21 protein-coding genes and 1 pseudogene are annotated in these 25,432 nt (G+C 42.4%); 13 read left to right on the top strand and 9 right to left on the bottom strand.

Annotation, left to right across the window (positions count from 1 at the left end; genetic code table 11):
• Positions 1-183 precede the first annotated feature (183 nt).
• Entirely contained in the window at positions 184-1,797 is a 1,614-nt protein-coding gene (locus tag M2353_RS01090) for a S8 family peptidase (protein WP_284724765.1), read from the top strand.
• Positions 1,798-1,833: 36 nt separating this feature from the next.
• On the opposite strand, the gene M2353_RS01085 is transcribed toward M2353_RS01090, so the two are convergent.
• Entirely contained in the window at positions 1,834-2,370 is a 537-nt protein-coding gene (locus tag M2353_RS01085) for a ribonuclease FAU-1 family protein (RefSeq protein ID WP_212357372.1), read from the bottom strand.
• Positions 2,371-2,484: 114 nt separating this feature from the next.
• Here M2353_RS01085 and M2353_RS01080 point away from each other — a divergent pair, with 114 nt between their 5' ends.
• Positions 2,485-2,691: a hypothetical protein gene (locus tag M2353_RS01080; protein WP_008342164.1), complete on the top strand. Its 207-nt coding sequence runs from the start codon at positions 2,485-2,487 to the stop codon at positions 2,689-2,691.
• A 57-nt stretch (positions 2,692-2,748) separates the two neighbouring features.
• On the opposite strand, the gene M2353_RS01075 is transcribed toward M2353_RS01080, so the two are convergent.
• On the bottom strand, positions 2,749-3,285 hold the full coding sequence (locus tag M2353_RS01075; protein WP_008342165.1) for a GNAT family N-acetyltransferase: 537 nt from the start codon (positions 3,283-3,285) through the stop codon (positions 2,749-2,751).
• 211 nt (positions 3,286-3,496) lie between these two features.
• On the opposite strand from M2353_RS01075, the gene M2353_RS01070 reads away from it, so the two are divergent.
• Positions 3,497-4,714 carry a multidrug effflux MFS transporter gene (locus tag M2353_RS01070; protein ID WP_024719029.1) on the top strand — a complete coding sequence of 406 codons (1,218 nt, stop codon included), beginning with the start codon at positions 3,497-3,499 and terminating at the stop codon, positions 4,712-4,714.
• 86 nt (positions 4,715-4,800) lie between these two features.
• Here the strand turns inward: M2353_RS01070 and M2353_RS01065 are convergent, their stop codons facing one another.
• Together M2353_RS01065 and M2353_RS01060 are read right to left on the bottom strand one after the other, a co-directional pair.
• Positions 4,801-6,168 carry an IS1182 family transposase gene (locus tag M2353_RS01065; RefSeq protein ID WP_284724764.1) on the bottom strand — a complete coding sequence of 456 codons (1,368 nt, stop codon included), beginning with the start codon at positions 6,166-6,168 and terminating at the stop codon, positions 4,801-4,803.
• Positions 6,169-6,280: 112 nt separating this feature from the next.
• Positions 6,281-7,111: a YitT family protein gene (locus M2353_RS01060; protein WP_284724763.1), complete on the bottom strand. Its 831-nt coding sequence runs from the start codon at positions 7,109-7,111 to the stop codon at positions 6,281-6,283.
• A gap of 337 nt (positions 7,112-7,448) precedes the next feature.
• Between M2353_RS01060 and mmuM the strand changes: the two genes are divergently transcribed.
• The 3 genes from mmuM (at position 7,449) to M2353_RS01045 (ending at position 11,301) form a co-directional block, all read left to right on the top strand.
• Positions 7,449-8,387: a homocysteine S-methyltransferase gene (mmuM, locus tag M2353_RS01055; RefSeq protein WP_284724762.1), complete on the top strand. Its 939-nt coding sequence runs from the start codon at positions 7,449-7,451 to the stop codon at positions 8,385-8,387.
• 46 nt (positions 8,388-8,433) lie between these two features.
• On the top strand, positions 8,434-9,837 hold the full coding sequence (gene mmuP / locus M2353_RS01050) for an S-methylmethionine permease (protein WP_024719033.1): 1,404 nt from the start codon (positions 8,434-8,436) through the stop codon (positions 9,835-9,837).
• 111 nt (positions 9,838-9,948) lie between these two features.
• The gene (locus M2353_RS01045) at positions 9,949-11,301 is read left to right on the top strand and encodes an IS1182 family transposase (RefSeq protein WP_096880954.1); all 1,353 of its coding nucleotides are present in this window, start codon (positions 9,949-9,951) and stop codon (positions 11,299-11,301) included.
• Between the two features lie 168 nt (positions 11,302-11,469).
• Here the strand turns inward: M2353_RS01045 and M2353_RS01040 are convergent, their stop codons facing one another.
• Positions 11,470-11,952 carry a DUF2059 domain-containing protein gene (locus M2353_RS01040; protein WP_007498435.1) on the bottom strand — a complete coding sequence of 161 codons (483 nt, stop codon included), beginning with the start codon at positions 11,950-11,952 and terminating at the stop codon, positions 11,470-11,472.
• A 108-nt stretch (positions 11,953-12,060) separates the two neighbouring features.
• Positions 12,061-14,727, bottom strand: a complete 2,667-nt coding sequence (locus M2353_RS01035; RefSeq protein WP_284724761.1) for a S8 family peptidase — start codon at positions 14,725-14,727, stop codon at positions 12,061-12,063.
• 242 nt (positions 14,728-14,969) lie between these two features.
• On the opposite strand from M2353_RS01035, the gene M2353_RS01030 reads away from it, so the two are divergent.
• The 6 genes from M2353_RS01030 to M2353_RS01005 are packed head-to-tail and all read left to right on the top strand — an operon-like array spanning position 14,970 to position 22,210.
• A complete protein-coding gene (locus M2353_RS01030; RefSeq protein WP_024719036.1) occupies positions 14,970-15,428 on the top strand; it encodes a PTS sugar transporter subunit IIA in 459 nt (152 codons plus the stop codon).
• Positions 15,425-15,754 (top strand): PTS fructose transporter subunit IIB, encoded by a 330-nt coding sequence (locus tag M2353_RS01025; protein ID WP_007498438.1) that lies wholly within the window; start codon positions 15,425-15,427, stop codon positions 15,752-15,754. The genes M2353_RS01030 and M2353_RS01025 overlap by 4 nt, the downstream gene beginning before the upstream one ends.
• Before the next feature lie 36 nt (positions 15,755-15,790).
• On the top strand, positions 15,791-16,909 hold the full coding sequence (locus M2353_RS01020) for a PTS fructose transporter subunit IIC (protein ID WP_284724760.1): 1,119 nt from the start codon (positions 15,791-15,793) through the stop codon (positions 16,907-16,909).
• A 28-nt stretch (positions 16,910-16,937) separates the two neighbouring features.
• Positions 16,938-19,601, top strand: a complete 2,664-nt coding sequence (mngB, locus tag M2353_RS01015) for a mannosylglycerate hydrolase (protein ID WP_284724759.1) — start codon at positions 16,938-16,940, stop codon at positions 19,599-19,601.
• A gap of 57 nt (positions 19,602-19,658) precedes the next feature.
• Positions 19,659-20,543, top strand: coding sequence for an ROK family protein (locus M2353_RS01010; RefSeq protein ID WP_284724758.1), 885 nt, complete (start codon positions 19,659-19,661; stop codon positions 20,541-20,543).
• Positions 20,540-22,210 carry a BglG family transcription antiterminator gene (locus M2353_RS01005; RefSeq protein WP_342394130.1) on the top strand — a complete coding sequence of 557 codons (1,671 nt, stop codon included), beginning with the start codon at positions 20,540-20,542 and terminating at the stop codon, positions 22,208-22,210. The genes M2353_RS01010 and M2353_RS01005 overlap by 4 nt, the downstream gene beginning before the upstream one ends.
• Here M2353_RS01005 and M2353_RS01000 read toward each other — a convergent pair.
• Positions 22,190-22,354: pseudogene (locus M2353_RS01000) on the bottom strand (NAD(+)--rifampin ADP-ribosyltransferase); the annotation flags it as partial. The gene M2353_RS01005 and the pseudogene M2353_RS01000 sit on opposite strands and share 21 nt — an antisense overlap.
• A 399-nt stretch (positions 22,355-22,753) precedes the next feature.
• Here M2353_RS01000 and M2353_RS00995 point away from each other — a divergent pair.
• Positions 22,754-23,071 (top strand): hypothetical protein, encoded by a 318-nt coding sequence (locus M2353_RS00995; protein ID WP_035390595.1) that lies wholly within the window; start codon positions 22,754-22,756, stop codon positions 23,069-23,071.
• A gap of 7 nt (positions 23,072-23,078) precedes the next feature.
• Here M2353_RS00995 and M2353_RS00990 read toward each other — a convergent pair whose 3' ends face one another.
• A complete protein-coding gene (locus tag M2353_RS00990; RefSeq protein WP_284724756.1) occupies positions 23,079-23,816 on the bottom strand; it encodes a hypothetical protein in 738 nt (245 codons plus the stop codon).
• A 182-nt stretch (positions 23,817-23,998) separates the two neighbouring features.
• On the bottom strand, positions 23,999-25,420 hold the full coding sequence (locus M2353_RS00985; protein WP_284724755.1) for a glycoside hydrolase family 1 protein: 1,422 nt from the start codon (positions 25,418-25,420) through the stop codon (positions 23,999-24,001).
• Between the last annotated feature and the right edge of the window lie 12 nt (positions 25,421-25,432).

Raw genomic sequence — 25,432 nt, 5'->3', positions numbered from 1 at the left:
TGTCCTTCTTTCTCATATTATGATCTCTCTATTGTCTACTAGAATTCTATGAAATTCAATTTCGGGATACGTGTGAAAAAAACTTTCTTTCTAGACTATGATTCTTCTAACCATCTATCTTATTTCTCCGATATAATAAAGAAAAAAAGACGGAGGTCACCTCATATGCAAGGAGCCATTGCCTTGAAAAAGAAAATCGTCGTGGTCATCGCGTTTCTTCTTGCTTTGACAACTGCTTTGCCCTTCCATTCGCAGGCAGCTGCACCACCAAAAGAAACAGATGTCATCATCGTCTATAAAAATCAAAAAGGAAAACAGACGGCTATTCAAGAAAGTGAAAAAGTGAACGCTCAATACATACATCTTCCAGCTGTAGCAGTGACAGCAGATGAGCAAGCTGTCACCTCACTTAAAAAAGACCCAAACATCGCTTATGTTTCAAAAAACGTTAGGGTCAAACTCGCTGCTGCTACCGTAAAAAAAACGGCTGCTACTACTGGCCAGGATGCTTTGGTACAAAAATCTTATAACTTGCAGAAGCTCAATGTAAAGCAAGCAATCAAAGAAGGCGTGACAGGGAAAAATGTGAAAGTAGCCGTTCTAGATACTGGTATTTTCCCACATGAAGATTTAAAGGTAGCCGGCGGTAAATCATTCGTCGATTACACGTCTTCTTACAAAGATGATGAAGGACATGGAACACATGTCGCCGGTACAATTGGGGCGCTCAATAATGATTACGGTACGGTCGGCGTCGCTTCTGGTGTGAAGCTGTATGCTGTAAAAGTATTAGATAAAAAAGGAGAAGGCGACTTATACAGTCTGCTCCGAGGCATTGATTGGGCGATTAGCAATAAGATGGATATCATCAACCTAAGTCTAGCTTTTGAAGATAACATTCCGATTTTACGTTCAGCAGTTGATGAAGCATACAAAAAAGGACTGCTGGTCGTTGCTGCAAGTGGAAATGATGGAAAGAAGAATGGGATTAGTTATCCTGCCGCATACAATAGCGTCATTGCTGTTTCCGCAACGACTGACAAAGACAAACTCGCCTCCATCTCTAATACGGGGAAAGGAATTGAATTTTCCGCTCCCGGCGAGAACGTCATCAGTACCTATTTGAAAAATGAATATTGGTATGCCACGGGTACATCACAAGCGGCACCACATGTCACAGGAATGCTTGCGCTGTTAAAACAGCTACATCCTAAGAAAACAAATGTTCAGCTCCGTACTTTATTGCGCAGCTATACAGTGGATCTTGGCGCAAAAGGAAAAGATCCACAATTCGGCTATGGCCGCGTGCAATATGTGCCGCAGTCAACCTTTTTAAAGGCTGCAACAAGCGCAGTCAAGACAGCCGAAACATCTAAAAAACAGACAGATGTTGATCAAGCCAAAACGAAAATTGGCAGACTGACTGCTAGTAAACAAAAAACTGCACTCACTGACCGAGTCAAAAAAGTCCAAACAGCCATTGATATTCGTGACGCACGAGCGAAGGTCAAATCAGCTGAAAAAAGTAAAACCCAAGGCTCGATTAAAAGTGCCCAAACGGCCATTAAAAAGCTATCCAAAGGCAAAGAAAAAACAAGCCTACAAAACCGGCTCGACAAAGTCAAAAAACAAGTCGCCTATCAAAAGAAAGTGACAGATGCCAAACAAAAAGTCAAAAAAGCCGAAGCCAAACGAACAAAGAAAACAAAAGCAACCGCTCAAAGTGCGGTCAAACAACTAAAAGCATCTAAAACAAAAACTGATTTACAAAAACGACTAAACCGGATCAAGGTTTGATAAAAAACGATTCCTTTCAGCAAGGAATCGTTTTTTCTATTTCAACATCTTCTGAAACAGAGTGTGATGATATTTCCCTTTCGCATCCAGCCTCACTTGATCGAGGATGTGCGCTAACGAATGGATGACATCACGGAGTGCTCGATGAACCGAGCCCTGCTCAAAGGAAGCTAAACTCTCCGGCAGTTCATCTTCATCTAAAACAAAGAAATCACCATTCGGCAGAACGAGTAGATCAATCAATAAATCTTCAAAAACAACCGCCCGTTCTTCAAACCATGTATGTCTGACGATATTCACATAAGAGCCAAGTTCATTGCCTTGATCATCCCGCCAAAAATAGACATTGTAAGGCCGGTCCGTCCAATAATAAGCGGTCGTATAACTCCCTTTTGGAATCGTGACAGTGCCATCACCAGCAACCATTGTAAATGGTTCTTGAATTTTATGAAACAACACGACTTGCTGCTCCTGTGCGTCTAACAGCTGACACGTATGTTCCACAACCTGATCATCGTATTTGATTTTTCTCTCAATGACGTCATCCCAAGAATTTGCATATAGCGGAAACAATCGGTCACAACCCCTTCTGCATCTACTTCTTATTCTAGTATACACTGCTTTCTTTTGAAGAAATAAAGGTTCACTGCTGCTGCCTATGGAAGACATATGGTGAGGTGAAAACAAATGAACGGAATCACAATCATCGAAACCGTAGCAGAACTCGGACAAATCATCTTGGTTTTTTGTGGCTATGCCCTTTACTGGCGGCTTGTGAAAACGAAAAGAGATCGAAAGCTGACCCCTTATGAACATGTGTTGAAATTCTTTGTCATGTTCGGATTAATCTCATGGTGCTTTTCATATATGGCACTGAACGTATGGGTATCATGAGAAAGAGGAAGAGCCCCGTCCATGCAGGACATGCTCTTCCTCTTCTTATACAGCGTGTTATGAGCCAGCCGGCTGTTCTTTTTTGATCACATACTGATAGCTCTTCACATGCGTCCCATTTTGATTCACAAATTCTTTATCAAGTGCCCGTTCAAAGCCCATTCTTTCATATAAACGAATGGCGGCCTGCATTTTATCCGACGTATGAAGGTACAGGACGTTCTCGCCCCACGATTGCGTCAGTTCTATACTTTTACGCAACAATGACTCTGCAATACCTTTTCCTCTCACATCAGGATCTACCCCTAAAAACCGGACAATCGCTGAAGTAATGCCCATCTCCGGCTTGTCATATGCCTGTTCTGATGATCGGAACATTTGAAGGGTCCCCACGACCTTGCCCTCAAGCTCGGCCACAAGCATCAACTCCATGTTTGGGTTATCTACAGCCGCTCGCAGGGCTGCAGAATAATTTTGCCAGCCTTCCTCTGTAAATTGAGGCTCATACTGTGCGTATGATTTGATCAGCACATGTGTGATCGCCTCATGATCTTCACTCACTGCTTGACGAATGATCAACTCTTGCTGCTCCATGCCAGCACCTCCTGTTTGTCTATGAATGGATATACGTATCATGCAATCACTGCATGCCGATGACCTGATTCTTTTCTCTACTCATTCAATGTAAAGAGTCTTCTTTTAAAGATCAATTATTTTGCACGAAATTTTCTTTGAAAATTTTGATTGAAATGGAAAGCTTGATTCATTATGCTGATTTGAGGACGTATACGAGGAGTGGCATCATATGAATTCTTTATCTTATCCCCAAGAATCGAAAAAAAATCGATTCCTCCTTGCCGCGCTTCTTGGCTCTTTAACAGCCCTTGCACCGCTGGCAATGGATATGTATTTACCTGCTTTACCTAATATCGCCCGTGACTTTGAAGCAAGCACGGCGCTGTCTCAGTTAAGTCTCATGGCTTGTTTGATTGGACTTGCGCTTGGACAGCTGATTGCAGGTCCAATCAGTGATACAGTCGGCAGAAGAAAGCCGCTGATGGTTGGATTAATCATTTTTATTGCGGCCTCTCTTTTATGTACAGTGGTCACATCAATTTGGACATTCATTCTTTTAAGACTGATTCAAGGACTTGCTGGATCAGCAGGCATTGTCATTGCACGAGCCATCGTACGAGATCATTATGAAGGCTCAGAAATGACGAAATTCTTTGCTTTGCTCATGTTAGTCAACGGAGTGGCTCCAGCAGCGGCACCGATCGTGGGCGGACAAATGTTACGGTTCACGACGTGGCAGGGTGTGTTTGTTCTGCTAGGAATCCTCGGGGCACTCATGCTCCTAAGATCGATGTTTTCATTGAAAGAAAGCTTACCTGTGGAACGTAGACAGACTGGAGGCTTCAAACAGATCCTAGGTGCGATGAAAATTCTAGCGAGCGATCGACTCTTTGTCGGATATGCTCTCTCACAAGGACTTGTCTTCGCTGCCATGTTTGCGTATATCTCTGGATCACCGTTTGTATTGCAGGAGATTTTCAACCTTTCTCCGCAGGGCTTCAGCGCTGCCTTTGCGGTGAATAGTCTTGGCATCATCACAGCCGGACAAGTATTTGCCCGCGTTGCTGCGAAAATTGGTGAGGAGAAAGTCCTTCGCATTGGGCTGCTGACAGCTGCTTTAGGGGGCGTCACCTTGTGTGTGATGATCTCTATTGATGCAGGATTATATGGCATCCTCATCCCGCTCTTTTTTGTGGTCTCTAGCGTTGGGATTGTCGGCACGTCTGCTCCTTCTCTTGCGATGCAACATCACGGTGCGCATGCTGGAAGTGCCGCTGCCCTCATCGGCGTGGCACAAATGCTTCTTGGCGCATGCATGACACCCCTTGTCGGCTTAGCTGGAAGCCAGACTGCCTTTCCCATGGGGCTGATTATTATGCTCTGTGACCTTGGCGCACTCTGCTGTTATTTTTTCTTTGTTGCCAGAGCGAAAAAAAGACCCGCATAAGCGGGTCTCAGACCGTAGACAAACCCCACCTTTACTTCAAGTAAAAGTGGGGTTTTCACTTATTTTGATAAAATTGATCAGTCGCTTTACGCTGGACATGGCTCTTTCCATGTCCAGTTTGCTAATTTCTTAAGATTCATGGCAACGAAAGTAAGCATCGCCTGCATCGAAACTTTTTTCAATCCTCGAAGTTTCGTCCATCGCATTCCATGCTTTTCTTTTGCATCCGCAAAAACGCGTTCAATCGTTTCTTTCCGTTTTGCATAGATGTTCTTATTCATTTCAGTGAGTCTCAGATGGTCTGCTTCGTCTAGGTAGTCCTGCCAAATATGTCGGTGAATCTGTTTGGTGTGATTTTGACTTTGTGTACAGTTATCTAGAAACGAGCAGGATTTACATACCTCTGAATCGGACGCATATTGCTTATATCCCTCTCTAGTCGTTGTACGATAAGAAAGAATTTGCCCGTTTGAGCAAATGTAACAATCAAAATGTGCGTCATATACGTATTCATTCTTTTTCAAGTAACCAGCTTTTGTTTTCGGGCGAGTGTAAGGCATGACAGGTCTTATCTCTTGATCCATTAAAAACTTGGCGATATAAGGTGTTTTATATCCAGCATCCACTGCGACTACATTGGGTTTTCCGACTTTCTTTGTCACCTTTGATACGAGTGAATCTAACATACGACTATCATGAACATTTCCACCAGTGACCAGTGTTCCTAAAATAAATCCTTTTGAATCACAAGCCGTATGAAATGAATAAGCAAATAACTTTTCACGTTCATCCTTTACATAGTAGCCACTCTCTGGGTCAGTTGTACTGACCTTGATTTCTTTTTTCTCTTCTTTATTCTCTTCTTTATTCTGTAGGGGTAACGGCTTTTTTCCATGTTCCTCACGATCAACATTGATCTCCTCATGAAGCTGATTTTGATAACTTCTCGTTTCTACTCGAACAATTTTCTTTTCAAGTTTTTTCTTATTGGCGTTCGCTTTTACATGAGTTGAGTCAATGAAAGCGATAGATGGATCAACGAGACCTTTTTTCATCGCTTCTCTTAAGATTCGATAAAAAATTTGTTCGAATAAATCTGTATCATGAAAGCGTCTCACGTAGTTCTTACCGAAGGTAGAAAAGTGCGGAATTTTCTCTGAAAACCCATACCCAATAAACCAACGATAAGCAACATTGGTTTCAATTTCTTTAATGGTTTGACGCATAGAACGAATGCCAAATAGATATTGGATCAAAACCATTTTAATAAGAACAACGGGATCCACACTTGGTCTACCGTTATCAGAACTATAATGATCTTTGACAAGATCATAAACAAAATCAAAATCGATCGCTTGATCAATTTTTCGTACAAGATGATCTTCAGGCACTAATTCATCTAAGGCCACGACTTCTAATTGATTTCTTCTTTCTTCTTCACGTTTCGATAACATGTTCATCCCCCACAGAAATGTGTTATTGCCCTTATTATACAAAAAAGCGTGTAGACTTTGTCTACACGCTGAGACACCCCCACTTTATAGTGGAGGTGTCTTTTTTTACTTTTTATATATTCACAAATCCTTCTCCAAACACATCACGCACATCATGGACAACAACGAATGCGTCTCGATCAATTTTCTTAATGATTTTCTTTAAACGCATCAGCTCCTGTTTTTGAATGACTGCATAGAGAATTTCCTTCGATTCCTTCGAATAATGACCGCGACCGTTTAAAATGGTCACGCCTCGATCCAAGGTATGATTGATTTCTTCGGCAATATCATCTTTGCATGAAGAAATAATCGTGACCGCTTTTTTCGTGTTAAGCCCTTCTATGACGAAGTCCATCACCTTAGTCGCCACATACAGCATCACAATCGTAAACATTAATTTTTCCGCACCAATAATAAAGTAAGAAGCAAAAACAACGATCAGATCAAAGAACAAGATGGCGTAGCTCACGTTCCAGTCTAGATACTTATTCGCAATTCGCCCAAGAATGGCAGATCCCGCTGTTGTACCGCCCGCTCTTAAAACAAGACCAATGCCAATACCAATGATGATCCCTGCGAAAATAGAACCAATGATCAATTCATGGACATTCACCACCCATGTAGTGGTCAAATGTAAAAATAGAGAGTTACTTGCGACAGCTACCACTGTGTAGATCGTGGTCTTCTTGTCCAAGTATTTATACCCCACAAGTAATAAAATCGCATTCAACACAAGGTTTGTCAGCCACGGCGCAATCTCAAACATATAGTAGAAAATGATGGACAGCCCCGTTACGCCGCCTTCACCAAACTCAAGTGGAATGACAAACATGTTCACAGCTGTAGCAAATAAAAAAGAACCAACTAGAATCATTGCAATATCTTTTACACATTTTTTCAATTTCTTCTTTCCTCCTTTTCTAAGCATATAAAAAAACCCTCTTTCTGCACGAAAGAAGACAGTCGTTGGACAAAATAAAAATCAAAAGACGGCGCCTTTTGATGAAGCTTTCTGAAATGAACCTTTCCATAATATATATCTCTTTTTAGAGGCTGTCAATGACTTGGTTTTCTATTATTTCAACTGTATGTTTATGCACTCAAACCCGCATGTTTTCAGGGTTTTTCCGTCATGTGATGCTTATTCCTCTCCTTGACAAAAACACTTTAGTCATTTAAACTACTGCCTCATATCATATCCATTATTTCCGATCGACAAAGGAGGCTGTTTGATTTATATGAATCCTATTCAAAGCCGTTTACAGGCTCACACACCTTTGATTTTAGATGGTGCACTTGCAACGGAGCTTGAACGAAAGGGCTGTGATTTAAACGACAGTTTATGGTCAGCCAAAATCCTCATTGAACAGCCAGAATTGATTCAGCAAGTACACTTGGACTACTTCCAAGCAGGTGCTGACTGTGCAACAACAGCCAGCTACCAAACGACAATTGATGGCTTTGCTGAAAAAGGCTACAAAAAAGAAGATGCCATCGAATTAATGAAACGATCTGTCACGTTAGCAAAAGAAGCATGCGAGCAGTTTTGGCAGGATGAGACACATCGTAGGGAGCGAACAAAACCATTTGTTGCTGGATCTGTGGGGCCTTTCGGCGCTTATTTGTCTGACGGTTCAGAATATAAGGGAAATTACGGACTCACAGAGCAGGCGCTCATTGATTTTCACAGACCAAGAATTCAAGCATTGGTAGAGGCTGGTGCAGATATTCTCGCTTGTGAAACCATCCCTTGTCTCATTGAAGCAATAGCCATCGCTAAACTGCTGGAGGATGAATTCAGCGGTGTGTATGCGTGGATCACGTTTAGCGCAAAGGATGGCAAGCATATTAGTGAAGGGGATCTGCTGAGAGACTGTGTACAAGCACTCGAGCCATATGAGCAGATCGCTGCTGTTGGCGTAAACTGTACACCGCCGCAATATATGTCTTCTCTCATTCAGGAGATGAAAAAAGGGACAAGCAAACCGATTGTCGTGTATCCGAACTCAGGGGAATTATATGATCCTGAAGAAAAGGTTTGGAGCGGCGATACGTCTCACCATACATTTGGTGAATGTGCGCAGCAATGGTATAAAGACGGCGCACAAATCATCGGCGGCTGCTGCCGGACGACACCAGAGGATATTACCGATATCTTAAAACAGGCAACATCGTAGCATCATGACTCAACACACATACTTCTAAGCAAAAGGGCGGGAAGACATGGAACAAGCAAAAGATCAGTCACAACAATATCAACGAAAAATGACAAGCCGTCACCTGTTCATGCTTTCTTTAGGTGGCGTGATTGGCACAGGACTCTTTTTAAGCTCAGGATATACGATCAATCAGGCCGGACCTGCGGGAACGATTTTGGCTTATCTGGTTGGGGCATTAATTGTGTACCTCGTGATGCTCTGTTTAGGTGAACTGTCTGTCGCAATGCCGGTTACAGGCGCTTTTCACACATATGCAACAAAATACATTGGGCCCGGCACTGGCTATACAGTGGCTTGGCTTTATTGGTTGACATGGACCGTGGCACTTGGTTCAGAATTTACAGCGGCAGGTCTTTTAATGCAGCGCTGGTTCCCGGACACATCGGTTTGGATGTGGAGCGGTGTTTTTGCGCTTCTCATCTTTTTACTCAATGCTTTTACAGTTAAGTTTTTTGCAGAATCGGAATTTTGGTTTTCTAGCATTAAAGTCATGGCTATTATTCTCTTTATTATCCTTGGCGGAGCGGCGATGTTTGGATTGATTCCACTAAAAGGCGGTGAGGCCGCTCCGTTCTTCTCTAACTTCACTGGAGATGGGGGTCTCTTCCCAAACGGCTTTTTACCGATATTAATGACCATGCTGGCTGTTAATTTTGCTTTTTCGGGTACTGAGCTGATTGGGATTGCTGCGGGCGAAAGCGTCAATCCAGATGAGACCATTCCCCGGGCGATTCGCACGACTGTGCTGCGCCTTGTCCTGTTTTTCGTCGGAACGATCGTGGTCTTAGCCGGCTTAATTCCAGTAGAAGAAGCCGGGGTGATCAAAAGTCCTTTCGTTGTGGTATTTGACCGCATCGGTATTCCTTATGCGGCAGATTTCATGAATTTTGTCATTCTGACAGCGATTTTATCTGCTGCAAACTCAGGGCTATACGCCTCATCTCGCATGCTATGGTCCCTTTCTGAAGAACGAACATTACCTAAAAAGCTGGCAAAATTGACGTCAAAGGGAATTCCTTTGAATGCACTCATTTTGAGTATGATTGGAGGCATTCTCTCTTTGCTATCGAGTGTCATCGCACCTGAAACGGTGTATCTGGTTCTTGTGTCAATCTCTGGACTCGCCGTTGTTGTTGTATGGATGGGAATTGCAGCTTCACAGTTCATGTTTCGCAAAAAATTCTTACAGGATGGCGGACAGCTTCATGATTTATCTTTCCGAACCCCGCTCTATCCGGTGGTTCCGATTGCTGCCTTCCTCCTATGCCTTGCATCTGTGATCGGCATCGCCTTCGATCCAAATCAGCGTATTGCTCTTATCTGCGGTATCCCTTTTATCGCACTCTGCTATGCTGCCTATTACGTGACAACATGGATTCAGAAAAAGCGAGAAAAACCTGGTGTATAGCACCAGGTTCAGGCTGTCGAGAAAATCTCGACAGCTTTATTTTTTTCCTTAAAATTTACATCTCCTCATTTTATAATAGAGAAAAGCCCACTAAAGGAAGGTGTTTTTCTCATGTTCCACACTAGAAATTCTTCTCAGCACGAAGCTGAATTTGTATTGCTAGATCAACTGGTCGAAGAGGATCACCTGCTTCGTAAAATTGATCAGTACATTGATTTTTCATTTATCGTAGATAAAGTAAGACCGTATTATAGCGAGAATAAAGGTCGTCCTTCTCTTGATCCACTTATTTTGTTCAAAATGATGTTTATCGGATACCTGTACGGTATCCGTTCTGAAAGACAACTTGAAAAAGAAATTTACTATAACATGGCGTATAGATGGTTTTTAGGTTTGAACATCAATGACCCCGTTCCTCATCACTCGACCATTAGCTGGAATCGTCGTACTCGATTCAAAGATACAACGATTTTTCAAGACATTTTCGACGAGATTGTGCTTCAAGCTATCAATCATGATATGGTAGGAGGCCGCGTTCTTTTTACTGATTCAACTCATCTTAAAGCCAATGCCAATAAACATAAATATATGAGAAAAACGATTGAACAAGATACCCAGAACTATATAAATGATTTAGAAGAAGCGATCCAAGAAGATCGGGTGGCACACGGAAAAAAGCCCTTAAAGGTAAAAGAGGAGGTGAAAACGGAAAAAGACATTCGTCAAAGTACGACTGATCCTGAAAGTGGCTATCTTTATCGTGAAAACAAACCGGAAGGCTTTTTCTACCTAGACCACCGTACAACGGATATGAAGTACAATATCATCACGGATGCCCACATCACGCCCGGTAATGTCCATGATTCTGTTCCGTATCTTGATCGGTTGGATCACCAAATCGCACGATTTGGTTTTCAAGTAGAAGCTGTTGCCCTTGATTCTGGTTATTTGACGACCCCAATCTGTAAAGGTTTATCAGATCGCCGTATTTTTGGTGTCATCGCACATAGACGCTTTCATCCAACAAGAGGTTTATTTGAGAAGTGGAAATTCAAGTATGACTCTGAACATGATCATTACATATGCCCAAATGGTGAGAAGCTATTATATACAACAACTGATCGAAAGGGTTATCGATTCTACAAATCAGATCCTAAAAAATGTGCATCGTGTTCTTTCCTTGAAAGATGCACAAGGTCGAAAAATCATCAAAAAGTCATCTCAAGACACATATGGGAAGAACATAAAGAAAAGATCAGACAAAATCGTCTATCTGTCTCTGGAAAAGAGCTATATAAAAAAAGAAAAGAAAAAATAGAGCGAAGCTTTGCAGATTCAAAACAACTGCACGGGCTTCGCTACTGCCGGTTGAGGGGAAAACAAAATGTGAGTGAGCAAGTTCTTCTCACAGCTGCCTGTCAGAACATGAAGAAGATTGCCACACATCTAGCGAAGCTAGGTTAGGTGTGTGGGAGGCCTTTTTCATTCAATCTCATCCATCATCATTACGATGAAAATAAAAAAGATTGTAGAAAAACATGAGTTTCTCTACAATCTGAGGATGTCACTAGCTGACATCCTTTTTTTCTATGAAAACGACAGGGCTTGCGCCAAGTCGCATCTTCTAGCAGATTAGTAACGTGATGTATATGCCAAATGGTACACACTTGTCACATTTGAAGATAGCGTGATGTCGTTTGAAGTGAAAGTCACTGGAACGATATCGTAGTAATGTGTAGACCAGCCTGCATTATTGTATGTACGGTAGCCTGCACCTGCAGGAACTTGAATCGTTAGTGAAAATTGTCCATTCTCGTCTGTTGTACCTGTCGCTGTTTGAGCATATGATTTGATTGCTGCTTCAAAATAAAGCTGAATTGGCTGATTCGCCATGAGTTGACCACTTGTGTCCTTTAATGTTCCTTTAAAAGTAGCTGGATAATATGAACCTACACGATATTTACTGCCAGAACCGTAATTGACCATACCACCGTCTGCTGCTGTGACGCCTGTTACTTGTACGGATGCTGGTACTGCTCCTGTTTCCTCTGCATGTGCAAAGCTTGGGAAAACGAGAAGCAATGATAGAAAGAAAGCAAACATGATTTTTTTCATCGATAAATCCTCCTTTTTTTTCCTACTATATTACTATCGACAGTTATTGTCATTTTTCCAGTAAAAAACAAAAAACTCCCCTTTTTATTCAAAAGGGAAGCTACAAGACTATTTTTTCACAACAACTTTCACTGCTTTACTTTCTCTTTTTCTCACATCTGAAGCCGTCACATACAAGACAGTTTTGGCTTTTTGCGGCTTGATTTTAGCCGTAAATGCGCCTTTGCTATTGGTTTTGACCGTTTGAATGACTTTCTTTGATTTGTTCTTCACCTTGATCGTCAAGCCTGCACCCGCAGTTCCTTTGACCGTTTTACTTTTCACTGTTACTCGATTCACCTTTGGCTTAGCTGGCGCTTTGCCCTTTTTCACGACCGTTTTGAGCGAAGTCGCAGCCTTTCCTTTTGATATCTTGATGTGAAGCACTTTATTTTTGTTTTGATGCTTGATCTTCACACTAAAGGTTCCCTTTTTGCTTGCCGTGCCTTTTCCAAGCAGGGTTTTGCCGCTATACACAGAAATAGCAGCGCCGGCCTTCGCCTTTCCTGTCACCTTTTGATGCTGATCTTCTACTTTGTTAACTGATGCGTTTAATTCAACAGCACTTAACGCGGCAAAAGCATTGAGTCTGCCATGTCCTGTCATCCAATCGATACCCGGAATTTTCGGATCAACAACAGGCTCGTCATTTTCATCATAGAAAACGTCATCTGTTCCATCAACAGCTTTAAATGAAATATCATCCGCTGTATTTTGTAAAATATTTCTCACTTGATTTGGTTTCAGGGTTGGATTTTTAGAAAGCAGTAATCCTGCTGCTGCTGCAACATACGGTGTAGCCATTGATGTCCCGCTCAGGTATGAAACATTCCCATCAGGCATTAAGCTTGGGATATCAGACCCTGGTGCGGACATGCTTAATCCTTTCCCATAGCTTGAGAATTCAGCGGCAATATCCATGCGATTGCTTGCACCAACTGCCATGGCGTACTTGGAAGTCGCAGGATAACCCATTTCTGGAATGCCATCGTTTCCGCTCGCCACTACCACTAATACATTTTTTTGTGCAGCATAGTTCATCGCATATTCAATGACCTTGCTGTAGTAGCCGCCAAGGCTCATGTTTATGACCTTTGCACCTTTGTCCACTGCATGTTTAATGCCAAGAGCAATATGCTCTGTATCTCCATTTCCATACGCATCCAGTACTTTGACTGGGATGATACCTGTATGTTGGTTCAGCCCCGCCATGGAGTAATGATTATCGGCTTTTGCTGCAATGATACCTGCCACATGGGTGCCGTGGCCATTGTCATCAATTGCATCTTTATTTCGGCCGATCAGATTGGCACCTAAGTCTGTACGAACCGTTCCGCTTAAATCGGACAAACGGCTGTCGACACCTGTATCCACAACAGCAATTAACGTTTGCTTCATTTTGCTTGTGCCAATCAATGTATTCATTTGTTCAAACTTCACATCAGCGCCTTTTTTCCCACTGTTCTGCGCACTGTTTTTCAAAGGCCACTGGTAACCATACTGCGCGTCATTGCTGAGCGCACGATACGTTTGTACAGGCTCTGCAAATTCAACATTCGGTATACTAGAAAGCTTTCTCGCCGTGCTTTTGATCACAGCTTTGCCTGCTTTAAGCGTTTTGCCAGCTGATTCTTTCCCTGCCGGTACATCGTAAACATACATTCCTTTAAATAAAGGATTTACTGACTGAGATGTCACACGGTTTTCTTGAATTCCGTAGCCTTTCATCTTCTTTTTTGCGGATTGAAGCGTTTGACCATCCTTTAATTTAAAGATGATTTTGTTTGTGTTGACCTTTTCTTCTGGAACAAGCTTTTGTTTCTCTAATACATAACCGATCGATTTTCCTTCAAGCTGATCGATTCCTAGTTTTTGCCCCACTGCTTCTAATTCCTTTTTTAAATAGGCTGGACTTGCCTCTTTGAGCATATCAAAAAGGGAACGGATCGCCTGTTGCTCTTTCTCTGTGACGATATGACCGCTGAATGCACCATTTTTCTCTACGTCATTCAGCAATGATTTTAATGTCAGCAAATGATTGTACACCGTTTGCTGCTTTTTTTGATTGTTGATGAGTTTAGATTTGAGAAACGGCTTTGTTTTTTGTAGCAGACGTGTCAGCTTCTGACCATCGGCTGTTTCATTGAATCGTTTGTCTTCGATCGTACGAATGGATTGAAGAATTTCACGTCCATGCTTTTTCTCAATAATGATGATCGTTGGCTCTTCTTCTTCAGGGAAAATCGGTTCAGATGGCGGAAGATTCGCACCTTTATACCCGATTGTATATGCTGCATCCTCTTCCTCATCACGGCTGTCTTCCTCTGAACCTAAATACAGCACTTTGACATAGTAAGGACCTGACCATGCATGCGGGAAGTTGATTTCTGTCTCTCCACTTGCTGTATCCACACGATATCTCGAATAAGTGTCATCCTTTATCGCTCTATCCTTACTTGGGTAGACCGATACAGATAACACTTGTTTGCTTTTGACAGAAATTTGCATATGTGTATGTTTTGCCACATCATCTGCAGATGGCGTAATTTGGTACCATGACTCTTCTTTTTCATTCTGTAATGTACCTGAGATGACTTCACCATCTTTCAACCCAATGGCTTCATTGACACTTGTGCCTTTACTAACTGCTGATGCTTCGTACCCAGGTAATGCAGCCATACATAGAATGATGGCCATGAGTACAACTACACAGGATTTGACCTGCTTTTTAAACATGAAAAGACCCCCTTATCTTTTACAATACCTTGGAAGAATATCACAGAATCCCTTTTAGTAGAATCTATTTTTGACATAATTAAACTCGTTTTAAGCTAGGATTTGAGATATTCAGATGGCTAGTCTGATCGCTTCATAAACTTTTTGCCATTTCAAACGGAAAATGATGCTATTTAACCATGTCGAAAAGTACATTACAATCAAATTGTAAGCGCTTAACAAACAAGAGAGAAGGGATCAGCTTGTTCCAAAAAGATCATGTTTTTACACAAGTAAACGGTCGATCAAAGAATGAGATTTTACAATACATTTCCGAGAAAGCTGAAGACCTTCACATTACAAACGATCAGTCAGGGTTATTAACAGATTTGTTGAAACGCGAAGACGAAGTCTCAACAGGACTTCAGCAAGGTTTTGCGATTCCTCATACAAAAAGCTCTGCTGTTCAAACGGCTTCACTTCTCTTTTTAGAACTTGAACAACCCATTGAATGGGGAAGCTTCGACGATTTGCCAACAAGCTATTTATTTACACTGCTCGTTCCACTTGAAGAGGCCAATGTCACACACCTCAAATTACTGTCTGGCATTGCCACAAGTTTAATGGAGCCTGCTTTCATCGAAAAGATTCAACCCGGTCAAACAGCAGACTATTATTACGAAGTCATTGAACAACAATTGAAAGAGGGGATTACACAATGAAAATTGTCGGTGTCACTTCATGCCCAGCAGGGTTAGCTCATACACCAATGGCAGCAAAAGCATTAGAGAATGCGGGTAAACAGCTTGGACACGAGATTAAAATCGAACAACAAGGAATTATGGGACAGGTGAATGGCATTACAGCAGAGGAAGCCAAGCAGGCAGACCTTTGCATTATCGCCTCCAATCAGCATATTAACGACGCTGAACGCTTCTCAGGTATTCCTACTGTTCGTGTCGAAATCGGACGCGCCCTAAAAAATGCCGAGCAAATCATCACAAAAGCCGTTGCGCTGGTTGAAAAGAAAAAATCTGAATCCCAATAAACAAGAGCAATGCCATATAGAAAGGAGCAAAGCAGAATGAAAGCAAAATTAAAAGTCATTGAAGGCCACCTCATGACCGGTATTTCTTATATTCTTCCGGTGATCATCGGAGCTTCACTTATCGTTGGTTTAGCCAAACTAGTCGGGTTAGGTTTTGGTGTGTCAGATTTAAACGCCTATAAAGATGCAGGCGGCATTTTACATGGTGCCTATTTGATGGAACAGGTTGGCTGGACAGGCATTGGCTTAATGAACGTACTGCTCGCTGGCTTTATTGCCTATTCGATTGCGGATAAATCTGGTCTTGCGGCCGGCTTTATCGGCGGAGCTCTTGCCAGCTCAACAAATACTGGTTTTATCGGCGCCGTCATTGCAGGTTTCTTTGCCGGATATGTCGCTCTCTTTGTGAAAAGAAAAATTCAAATTCAAGGCTCTGCAGCTGGACTCGTCCCTCTGCTCATCTTACCGCTCATTACTGTTGGCTTAACCGGACTTCTCATGTCCGTTCTGCTAGGCGGGCCATTAGGGGCTTTGAACACCGCATTAATTGAATGGATCAAAGGCATGGTCGCAGATGGAACGAGCACACTCGCACTTGCTCTCATTCTAGGTGCAATGATTGGCTTTGATCTTGGCGGCCCAGTGAATAAATCAGCTTGGATGGCTGGTAACGCACTCTTCCTATCAGGTGTCTATCTTCCTGCCATTCTCGTCAATATCGCGATTGTCATTCCGCCGCTTGGATACGGGCTTGCGACATTGATTCGAAAACGCAACTTCTCTCCTACCTTCAGAGAAGCCGGACGAGGCGGCCTTGTGATGGGGATTATCGGGATTACAGAAGGAGCCATTCCCTTTACACTCGTCAATCCTTTGAAATTGATTCCGCTGAATGTCGTCGCTTGTGCTGCAGGAAGCGGGGTTGCTGCCTTATTAGGTGTCCATGACATCATGCCGCCAATTGGCGGACTATACGGATTCTTCTCAGTAGGAAACTGGTGGGCGTATTTAATCGGCGCACTAACTGGCGCACTTGTTATTGGAATTGGCGCCAACCTACTTGTGAACTTCTCTGAGAAAAAAGAACCCCAAAAGCCAGAACATGATCAGAAGCAGAAAGAAGAAGATGATTTTGACCTTGTGCTAGAAGGATAATTTGAACAAAGAAAGGTGTCGTTACACAATGACTGTCAATGTACATGTGATTCCACATACTCACTGGGACCGGGAATGGTATTTTACCACCTCCCGCTCCCGTATCTACTTAATGAAAAGCGTAATGGACATATTGGACACCCTCGAAACAGATGAACGGTTCCATTACTTCATGCTCGATGCACAAGCATCCTTGCTAGATGATTACTTGAAATGGCGCCCAGAGGATGAAAATCGAATCAAACAGCTCGTCACAGCAAAACGCCTCATCATCGGTCCGTGGTATACACAAACGGATCAGCTCGTTATTTCTGGGGAATCGATTGTACGGAATCTGCAATATGGGATTGAGCGCTGTCAGCAGTTTGGACATGTCATGAAGGTCGGTTATGTCCCTGATTCCTTCGGTCAATCTGCACAAATGCCTCAAATTTACCAAGGCTTTGGTATTGTCGATACAGCCTTTTGGCGCGGCGTTTCTGATCATATGACGAATCACACAGAATTTAATTGGCGCGGGGCGGATGGCAGTGAAGTGTTTGCAGTGAATCTGCCATTTGGCTACTACTACGGAGGAAATATTCCTGAGAAGGATGAAGACCTGCAAGCCTTTCTTTCTGAAAAAATCGGGGCGCTGCAAGCAAAAGCCACGACAAAGAATGTCTATTTCCCAAATGGCTTTGACCAAGCGCCTATTCGTAAAAACCTGCCTGACTTATTAGAAAAAGCCAATGAAATAGACGAGCATAACTATCAAATCAGCAGTTTAGAAGACTACATTGCAGCAGTGAAAAAAGAGCGGACTTCTTTTGAGACATTAGAAGGAGAACTCATTCATGCCAAGCATATGCGAATTCATAAGTCCATTTTTTCAACAAGAGCAGATTTGAAAATCTTAAACAACCAAATTGAAAACTATCTTGTCAATGTGATGGAGCCGATCCTTACAATCAGCTATTCACTCGGACATGACTATCCGCATGACACGGTACGTGATATTTGGTACCTCATGTTTGAAAATGCAGCGCATGACAGCATTGGCGGCTGTAACAGTGATACGACGAATCAAGATGTCTTCTTCCGCTATAAACAGGCAAAAGAAATTGCCGAGAATCTGGTGGACTTACACATGCGTCTCATCGCCATCCGGCTTCAAACTGAGCAAGAAATCACGTTCACTTTATTTAATACACTGCCTTCAAAGCGCTCTGAAGTCATTGAAGTCGAAACCTTTATCACAGAACGTCCATTTACACTAAAAGACGCTGATGGACGAACTCTTCACTACACAGTCAAAAGCAAAACCGATGTGACAGATTATGTCTTAGCACAGCAGATTTCACTTAACCCAAGCAAAGAAGTGTACATGCCAAAGCAAGTATGGAAAGCTGTTTTACTCATTGAAGCAGTCGACTTGCCATCCGTTGGTTATACACAAGTCAGCATGGTTTTCGATGAATCTAGTGAATCCATTTTGGAAAAAACAGAAGGCCGTGTCATTGAAAATACGTTTTACCGCATTACAGCAAATGACAATGGGTCATTAGAAATTACGGATAAACAGACTGGACGAACGTTCTCTGAGCAAATGATCTTTGAAGACAACGGAGATGATGGGGATTCCTACAACTATTCCCCGCCGCGCGAGGATCTTTATGTATCATCTAAAGATATCTCATCAGCAGACATTACCGTATCTAAAAGCAGTTTACAGGAAGAGCTCACCATCAAGCTTCAATTGACTGTCCCGTATGATTTAGAGGAACGTTCGGAGCAAAAGGGGACGACTTCCCTCCCGATCACAGCGAAGGTGGCTTTAAATAAAGATGAAGCGGTCATCCGTTTTCATGTGAATGTTGACAACCATGCACTAGACCACCGTCTACGGGTACTCTTTGATACTGGTATTGCATCAAACGTATCACTCAGCGATCAACAGTTTGGCACCATCGAACGTCCAACGGAGCTGACGCAAGAGCTTGAATGGTGGAACAATGAACATTGGGAAGAAAAACCGATTACCATTGAACCCATGCAATCATTTGTTGCACTTCGCGATGAAGCATATGGTGTCTCTCTTTTGACGGACTGCGTCAGAGAATACCAAATCACAGGCGCGGGCTACACAACCATTGCTTACACACTCTTCCGCTGTTTCGGAAAAATGGGGAAAGAAAACCTTCTTTACCGTCCCGGCCGGGCTTCTGGAGAAAAAATCGTGGAAACACCTGACGCCCAGCTTCAAGGATCGCTATCTTTCTCCTTTGGCATGCACTATAGCCAAGAAGCGGTAAGTGAAGGACACTTGGCTCAGCTTGCTAAACGTTACACCACCCCGGTTCAGTGCTACGAGCGGGCAGACTTTTTAAACGGTCGTTTAATTTTCTCTTTCCGAGATGAAAAAGAAGACTTACAATCTACTTATAGCCTGCTTGACATTGAGACAGACGGGGCCGTTCTAAGCGCTTTGAAAAAAGAAGAGCATGGGACAGGCATTGTCATTCGTCTCTTCAATCCATATTTAACACGTCAAACAGCCGCTTCAATCAATAGTTCATCTCTACAACATGGAGAAACAGCGAATTTAGGCGAAACACCTGAAGGACATATACTGAAAGCACAACATGGATCATTACACATTGAACCGCTCACACCTTGTCAGGTACAAACCTACATTGTAAAGAAAAAATGAACATGTAGGGGCGGGATCCATTTGGATTCCGCCTCTCTTTAATGGAGGGCATTGATCATGCGAATTGGAGGCATCGAAGCAGGCGGTACAAAATTTGTCTGCGGCTACGGAACAACAGACGGAACGATTGAACATATGACTTCCTTTGCAACAGGGAACCCAGAAGAAACATGCCGGCATGTGATCGAATACTTTACAGAGCATCCAGTTGATGCGATTGGCATAGGCGCATTCGGACCTGTCGATGTAAAAGAACACAGCCCCAGCTATGGAACGATTCTCGAAACACCCAAAACAGCTTGGCGCCAATTTCCATTACTCTCAACCTTAAAACAAGCACTCGGTCTCCCTATGAAGCTTGATACGGATGTGAACTGTGCGGCGCTCGGTGAAGCTCGTTTTTCAATGGAAACAGACAGACCAAATTCCTTGATCTATATCACGGTTGGGACGGGAATCGGTGGCGGTGCCTATATTGAAAACCGCCTCATTCACGGACTGCTTCATCCAGAAATGGGACATATCACCGTTCAGCGCCACCCTCATGACACCTATGGGGGCTGCTGCCCGATCCATCATGATTGTTTAGAGGGACTAGCATCTGGACCTGCCATAGAAGGCCGTTATCATACATTGGCACAAATGCTGCCAGAGGAACACCCTGCCTGGTCACTTCAAGCTTATTATCTCGGGCAAATGACCGCAAATTTATTACTCACCCTGTCACCAGAACGCATTATTTTTGGTGGAGGTGTCATGAAACAGCCGGCCTTGCTGCCGCTCATCCTTGAAGAAACAGACAAGCGCCTTCATGGTTACTTACAATTACCAAAGCCATTAAATGAAATCGTCACAAAGCCTTCCTTTGACGGATTATCTGGTTTAATGGGAGCCATCGCCCTTGGAGCTGATGCCTTAAAGGAACAAGGAGCGGCGCAATGATGATGACGGCAGATACTCGAACCTACCAGCTCATTCAGCGGCTATTTGAAACGAAAGGGTTCGTGAAGCTGGAGGAGCTCACTGCCTCTTTTCGCTTATCTGACCGCTCCATCCGCAATTTAATCAAAGAAGCAAATGAGCTGTTAACGCAAGCTGGAGCCATGATCAAGACCATCCGCGGGAAAGGGTATACGCTCTTAACAAGTGACCAAGACGCTTTCCTGCTTTGGCTCCATCAGCAAAAGCTTCCTGCTCGCTCTCTCGTTCCCGTCATGCCAGAAGAGCGCATACGATTTATGATGAGAAAACTATTGCTTCAATCAGACTACTTAAAAATTGATCAATTAGCAGAAGAATTGTTCATCAGCCGTATGACGGTCAGCAGTGATTTAAAAAAAGGACGGGAGCTGTTAGCCCGTTACGGTATGACCCTTGTCTCAAAGCCTGGATTTGGCTTAAAAGTAGACGGAGACGAATTGCAAAAAAGGACGTGCTACGCAGACTTACTGCTTGAAGAAGAACCCGCCCTATCTCATATAACTGAGCGGGAACAGCTTCATTTCCCTGACATTTCACTTGAAACCATTCGATCCATTGTGCTGACAAATCTATATCAAGAATCACTGCTCATTAAAGATATTGCCCTAAAGAATTTAGTGATTCACTTAGCGATTGCCATTCAACAAACGCAAAAAAAACAGCGGATACCCGCCAGTATCACTCACACACAAAGACCGCCAGTGTTAACAAGAATCGCTCAAAAGATCACTCATCAAATAAGCGACACGTTTCATGTCACCTTATCAGAGGATGAAACAGATTACTTGGTGATGCATCTCTTAGCGAATCAAACGTGGAAAGAAATTGATGAGCACCAAACGACAGAAGAAGTACGTCAGGCGGTGACACGATTTCTCCAGCACATTGAAAAAACAAGCGGTCATCGTTTTGTAGATGACGATATCCTGCGTCAAGATTTGATGCTGCATATGAAGCCATTATTAAATCGAATTCAATACGGCGTGTCTTTACAAAATCCGCTTTTGCATGAGATCAAAACATCTTACCCTTATCCGTTTGATTTGGCCGTCAGCGGACTCAATGCCTTACAGCTGGTGCGGACGCCAAATGAAGATGAAGCGGCATATGTTGCCTTACATATTGCTGCTTCATTTGAAAGAAGTCATCTTGACACCTCGCAAAAAAAGATTACCATTATTGTATGCGGATCTGGACTAGGAACGGCACGGCTACTTGAAATTAAATTGAAGGCGGCCTTTCAACATGAGCTTGAGATTGTTGAGCTTTATTCTTATCAGGATTACGCTTTTAGCACGACTTTGCCATGTGATGTGATTATTACAACCGTACCTCTCGCACCAAAGGGGAAACCAATCATTCAAGTGAATGCTTTTTTTGAACATCATGATGTCCAGCGTGTGAGTGAGGTCATTCACCTGTTAAACGGACACGGTGCCCCTTCGCAGGAACTGATGGCTTTTTTCCAAGAACGATTGACCTTGTTGGATGTGAACCTTTCAAGCAAGGAAGAGGTATTAGATACGCTTTGCAGCCGGTTGGAGGCGCATCAGCTTGTTTCATCTTCTTTTCGTTCCTCCGTGCTGGAGCGGGAGCAAATGTCATCGACCTATCTTGGCTGCATTTAATGTTCCGGTGAAATAGATGTGGTTCGATTGTTTATCCTGATAATTGGATAAATGCAACGGTTCAAGCAGGTCCCCAATCTTCAATTCCGCTTTCGTCCCATGAAAAAACGGCCCAGGATCTAAAACATCTTTCTTGTCATTCATACAGCCACATCCCTTATCGTTTTTGACTTGCGTATAACAGTATACGGGCTGATGCGGGCGGAAAACAGTCTATAAATGAGATGAAATTCGGGGTATAATGATAGTAGAGAGTACGATGTGATTTATAAACTCCAGTAAGTTAAAATAACAGCAAGAATACATACAAAGCAGTCTTCTTGAAAGAGATAAAGAAACTAAAAAATTAATTGCGGCAACGGAGCAGGAGGAAAAGGAAGGAAAAAATTTTGGTGGCAGTTTTGGAAATAGCGTATTGAAGGATATCTGATCAGGATTGAAGAAGATGAGGATAAAGTAGCCAAAGAGACGTTTTGATGCTTTATCTGGTTGGCGTGTTGGTACATAATCAATTAAATTCTTCAGGAAAGGTGTAATGAGATAATGAAAGATAGGGATAAGATTTGTCATATATATGCTCAAAAAAGTTGGCATATGGATTCTTATATTATTGGTAATCGTGAGGGTTTAATAGAATTAAAGAGTGCTATTGACCAAGCATTGAAAAGTAATGTTGGTCAAGCTGAATTATTTCCATCAGATTTAGAGGATTATACAACTTACGTTGCTTTAGTTGATGATAAAGAAGAGTTGGATTCTCTTATTATGCCTTACACTGATGAGGATAATGATGATGAAAACTTGATACATCCAGTTGATATAGTTACAAGTCATGAAGAGAAAAAAACCCCTAAAAATTAGGGGTTTTTTAGTGTAATATTGTTTCTCCTGGACTTGCTTTGTATTTCTTTGGTACTGATGCTCTGAGAGCATGGTGTATTTTATCTTTTGGAGCTACATGGAAATGCCAATACCAAGTTGAGGTTTTTGGTATTAAAGGGATTTTTCCATTGTCTACAGCAAATACTCTTGTTGTTCTTTTCTTTCCTTTGTGTAGGACGACAACTAAACTTCTAAGTTGTCCTTTATCATTTCTTACATCCCATTTAATTTTGTAATTTTTACCAAAACCTTTTATCCGATTTTTTAGATATTTAAGTGCAGTTCTTGCGCCTTTTGATCTGATAGCCATTAAAGCAACTCTTCCTACGGTCATTGCGATTGGTACGAAAAATATTGGTAGTGCTTGTGTTGTGATTTCACTCTGACTACTTTTGGAGTCAAGTTGTTTCATTCGGTTTTCTAAAGCTAAAAATTCTTCATTGTTGAAATATTGATCGATCACTTTATTTTGTTCTGACTCTGTCATGTTTTCAAATTCTTTTTCTGTAAATGGAAGGTTTTCTATGTATTCCCCCATTTTCTTTTCAAGTTCGTCTAATTCTTTGTTAGCTTGTTCATTTTGTAGAACCGTCGGTGTTACTAACGCTTTTAATTCTTGTGAATTGATAGAGTGTGTTTCTGCTGATGCTTCTGATGAAAATGGAGTCCATATTGATATGACAAGAGCTAGGGTAATTAGGGTTAAAAGTGTTTTTTTGAACATTTTGTTTATATTCCTCCTTTTGTAATAAATTCCAAAATCAAGGTTATCAAATCAAAATGAGTGTATCAATGGATTTAAGATAGATTTAAGGAAACTTCTATGATAGACAAATGACACAAGCCGATAAAGTGAACGAACAAAAAAGCCAGCCACCCGCTAATAAGGTGACTGGCTTTTTTCTGTTACTTCCCGATGTTCTCTCCATTTTGCTCGATTAATGTTTCATACCAATAAGAGCTCTTTTTCCGAATTCTCTTCAGGTCTTTCAGGTCAAATTCATCACGGTTGACGTAGATAAAACCGTAGCGTTTTGAGCAGCCTTGGTGTGTACTGATTAAGTCGATGGCTGACCACGGGCAGTACCCGAATACCTCAACACCGTCAGTGATCGCCCATTTGATTTGTTCAATATGTTTTTCTAAATAATCAATTCGGTAATCATCCTGAATCGATCCATCCTCTTCTAACTTGTCAAAAGCGCCCAGCCCGTTTTCCGTAATAATAAGAGGTAGCTGATAGCGGTCGTAAATCTCACGCATCGTTGATCGGAAACCGGTAGGGTCAATCTCCCAGCCAAATGCATTTTTACTTAAGAACGGGTTGTTGCCGCCTTTGTAGACGCCATCTTCACCAGATTTTAAATGCTGATCTCCGCCGCGGGCAAATTCATCATTGCCATCTCCTTTACTCGCTTCAACCGTTTGAGATGTGTAGTAGTTAAAGGCTATGAAGTCTGGTTTTGCACTTTTCAAAATATCCATATCTCCCTCTTCAATCACAGGAAGAATGTCTTTTTCCTTCATGTATGCCCATGCAAGGTTGTTATAACGACCGAATACCGCCATATCAAGATATAGCCAGTTGCGGATCGCATTGTAATTAGCCGCAGCAATGACATCCTCAGGTTTTGGAGATGCCGGGTAAATAAGGGCAATGTTTGGCGCTGGTCCGATTTTTGCCTCAGGCAGCAAACGATGACAAAGCGTCATGGCTTTCGCCTGTGCCACAAGCATATGGTGGTTCTGCTGATATAGTTCTTTTTTCGGATTTTCTAAATTTGGATCCAGTGTACCTAGAGCTGATCCATGTAAGATCATCATGTTTTGTTCATTAATCGTCAGCCAATATTTTACCTTCTCGCCATACTCCTGGAACAAAACCTCCGCATAACGTTCAAACGCATCGACTGTCGAACGATTTGACCAACCGCCTTTCACTTGAAGCGCATGAGGTAAATCAAAGTGATACATCGTCACAATTGGTTCAATGTCATAGCGGCGCAATTCATCAATGAGAGAATGGTAGAAGTCAATTCCCTTTTGATTGATCTCCCCATCTCCATTTGGAATGATCCGTGTCCATGCAATAGAGAAACGATAAGCCTTCAAACCCATTTCTGCAAACATCTTCACATCCTCTTTATATCGATGATAGTGATCGCTGGCTACCTTAAAATCAGTTGTTCCTTCAGGATAGCTTTCTCTCATATCAATGACTGAAGGCCCCTTGCCATCCTCGTTCCATGCACCTTCTACTTGATAGGCGGAAGTCGATCCGCCCCAGAAAAAGTCTTTTGGAAATGGTGCTAGTGTTGAATATCTCATGATTATATCCTC

The sequence above is a fragment of the Bacillus aerius genome, from assembly GCF_029894105.1.
GTDB classification, from domain to species: domain Bacteria; phylum Bacillota; class Bacilli; order Bacillales; family Bacillaceae; genus Bacillus; species Bacillus altitudinis.
Note: the sequence above shows the minus strand (reverse complement) of the source record. Positions and strands in the feature narration are given on the sequence as shown.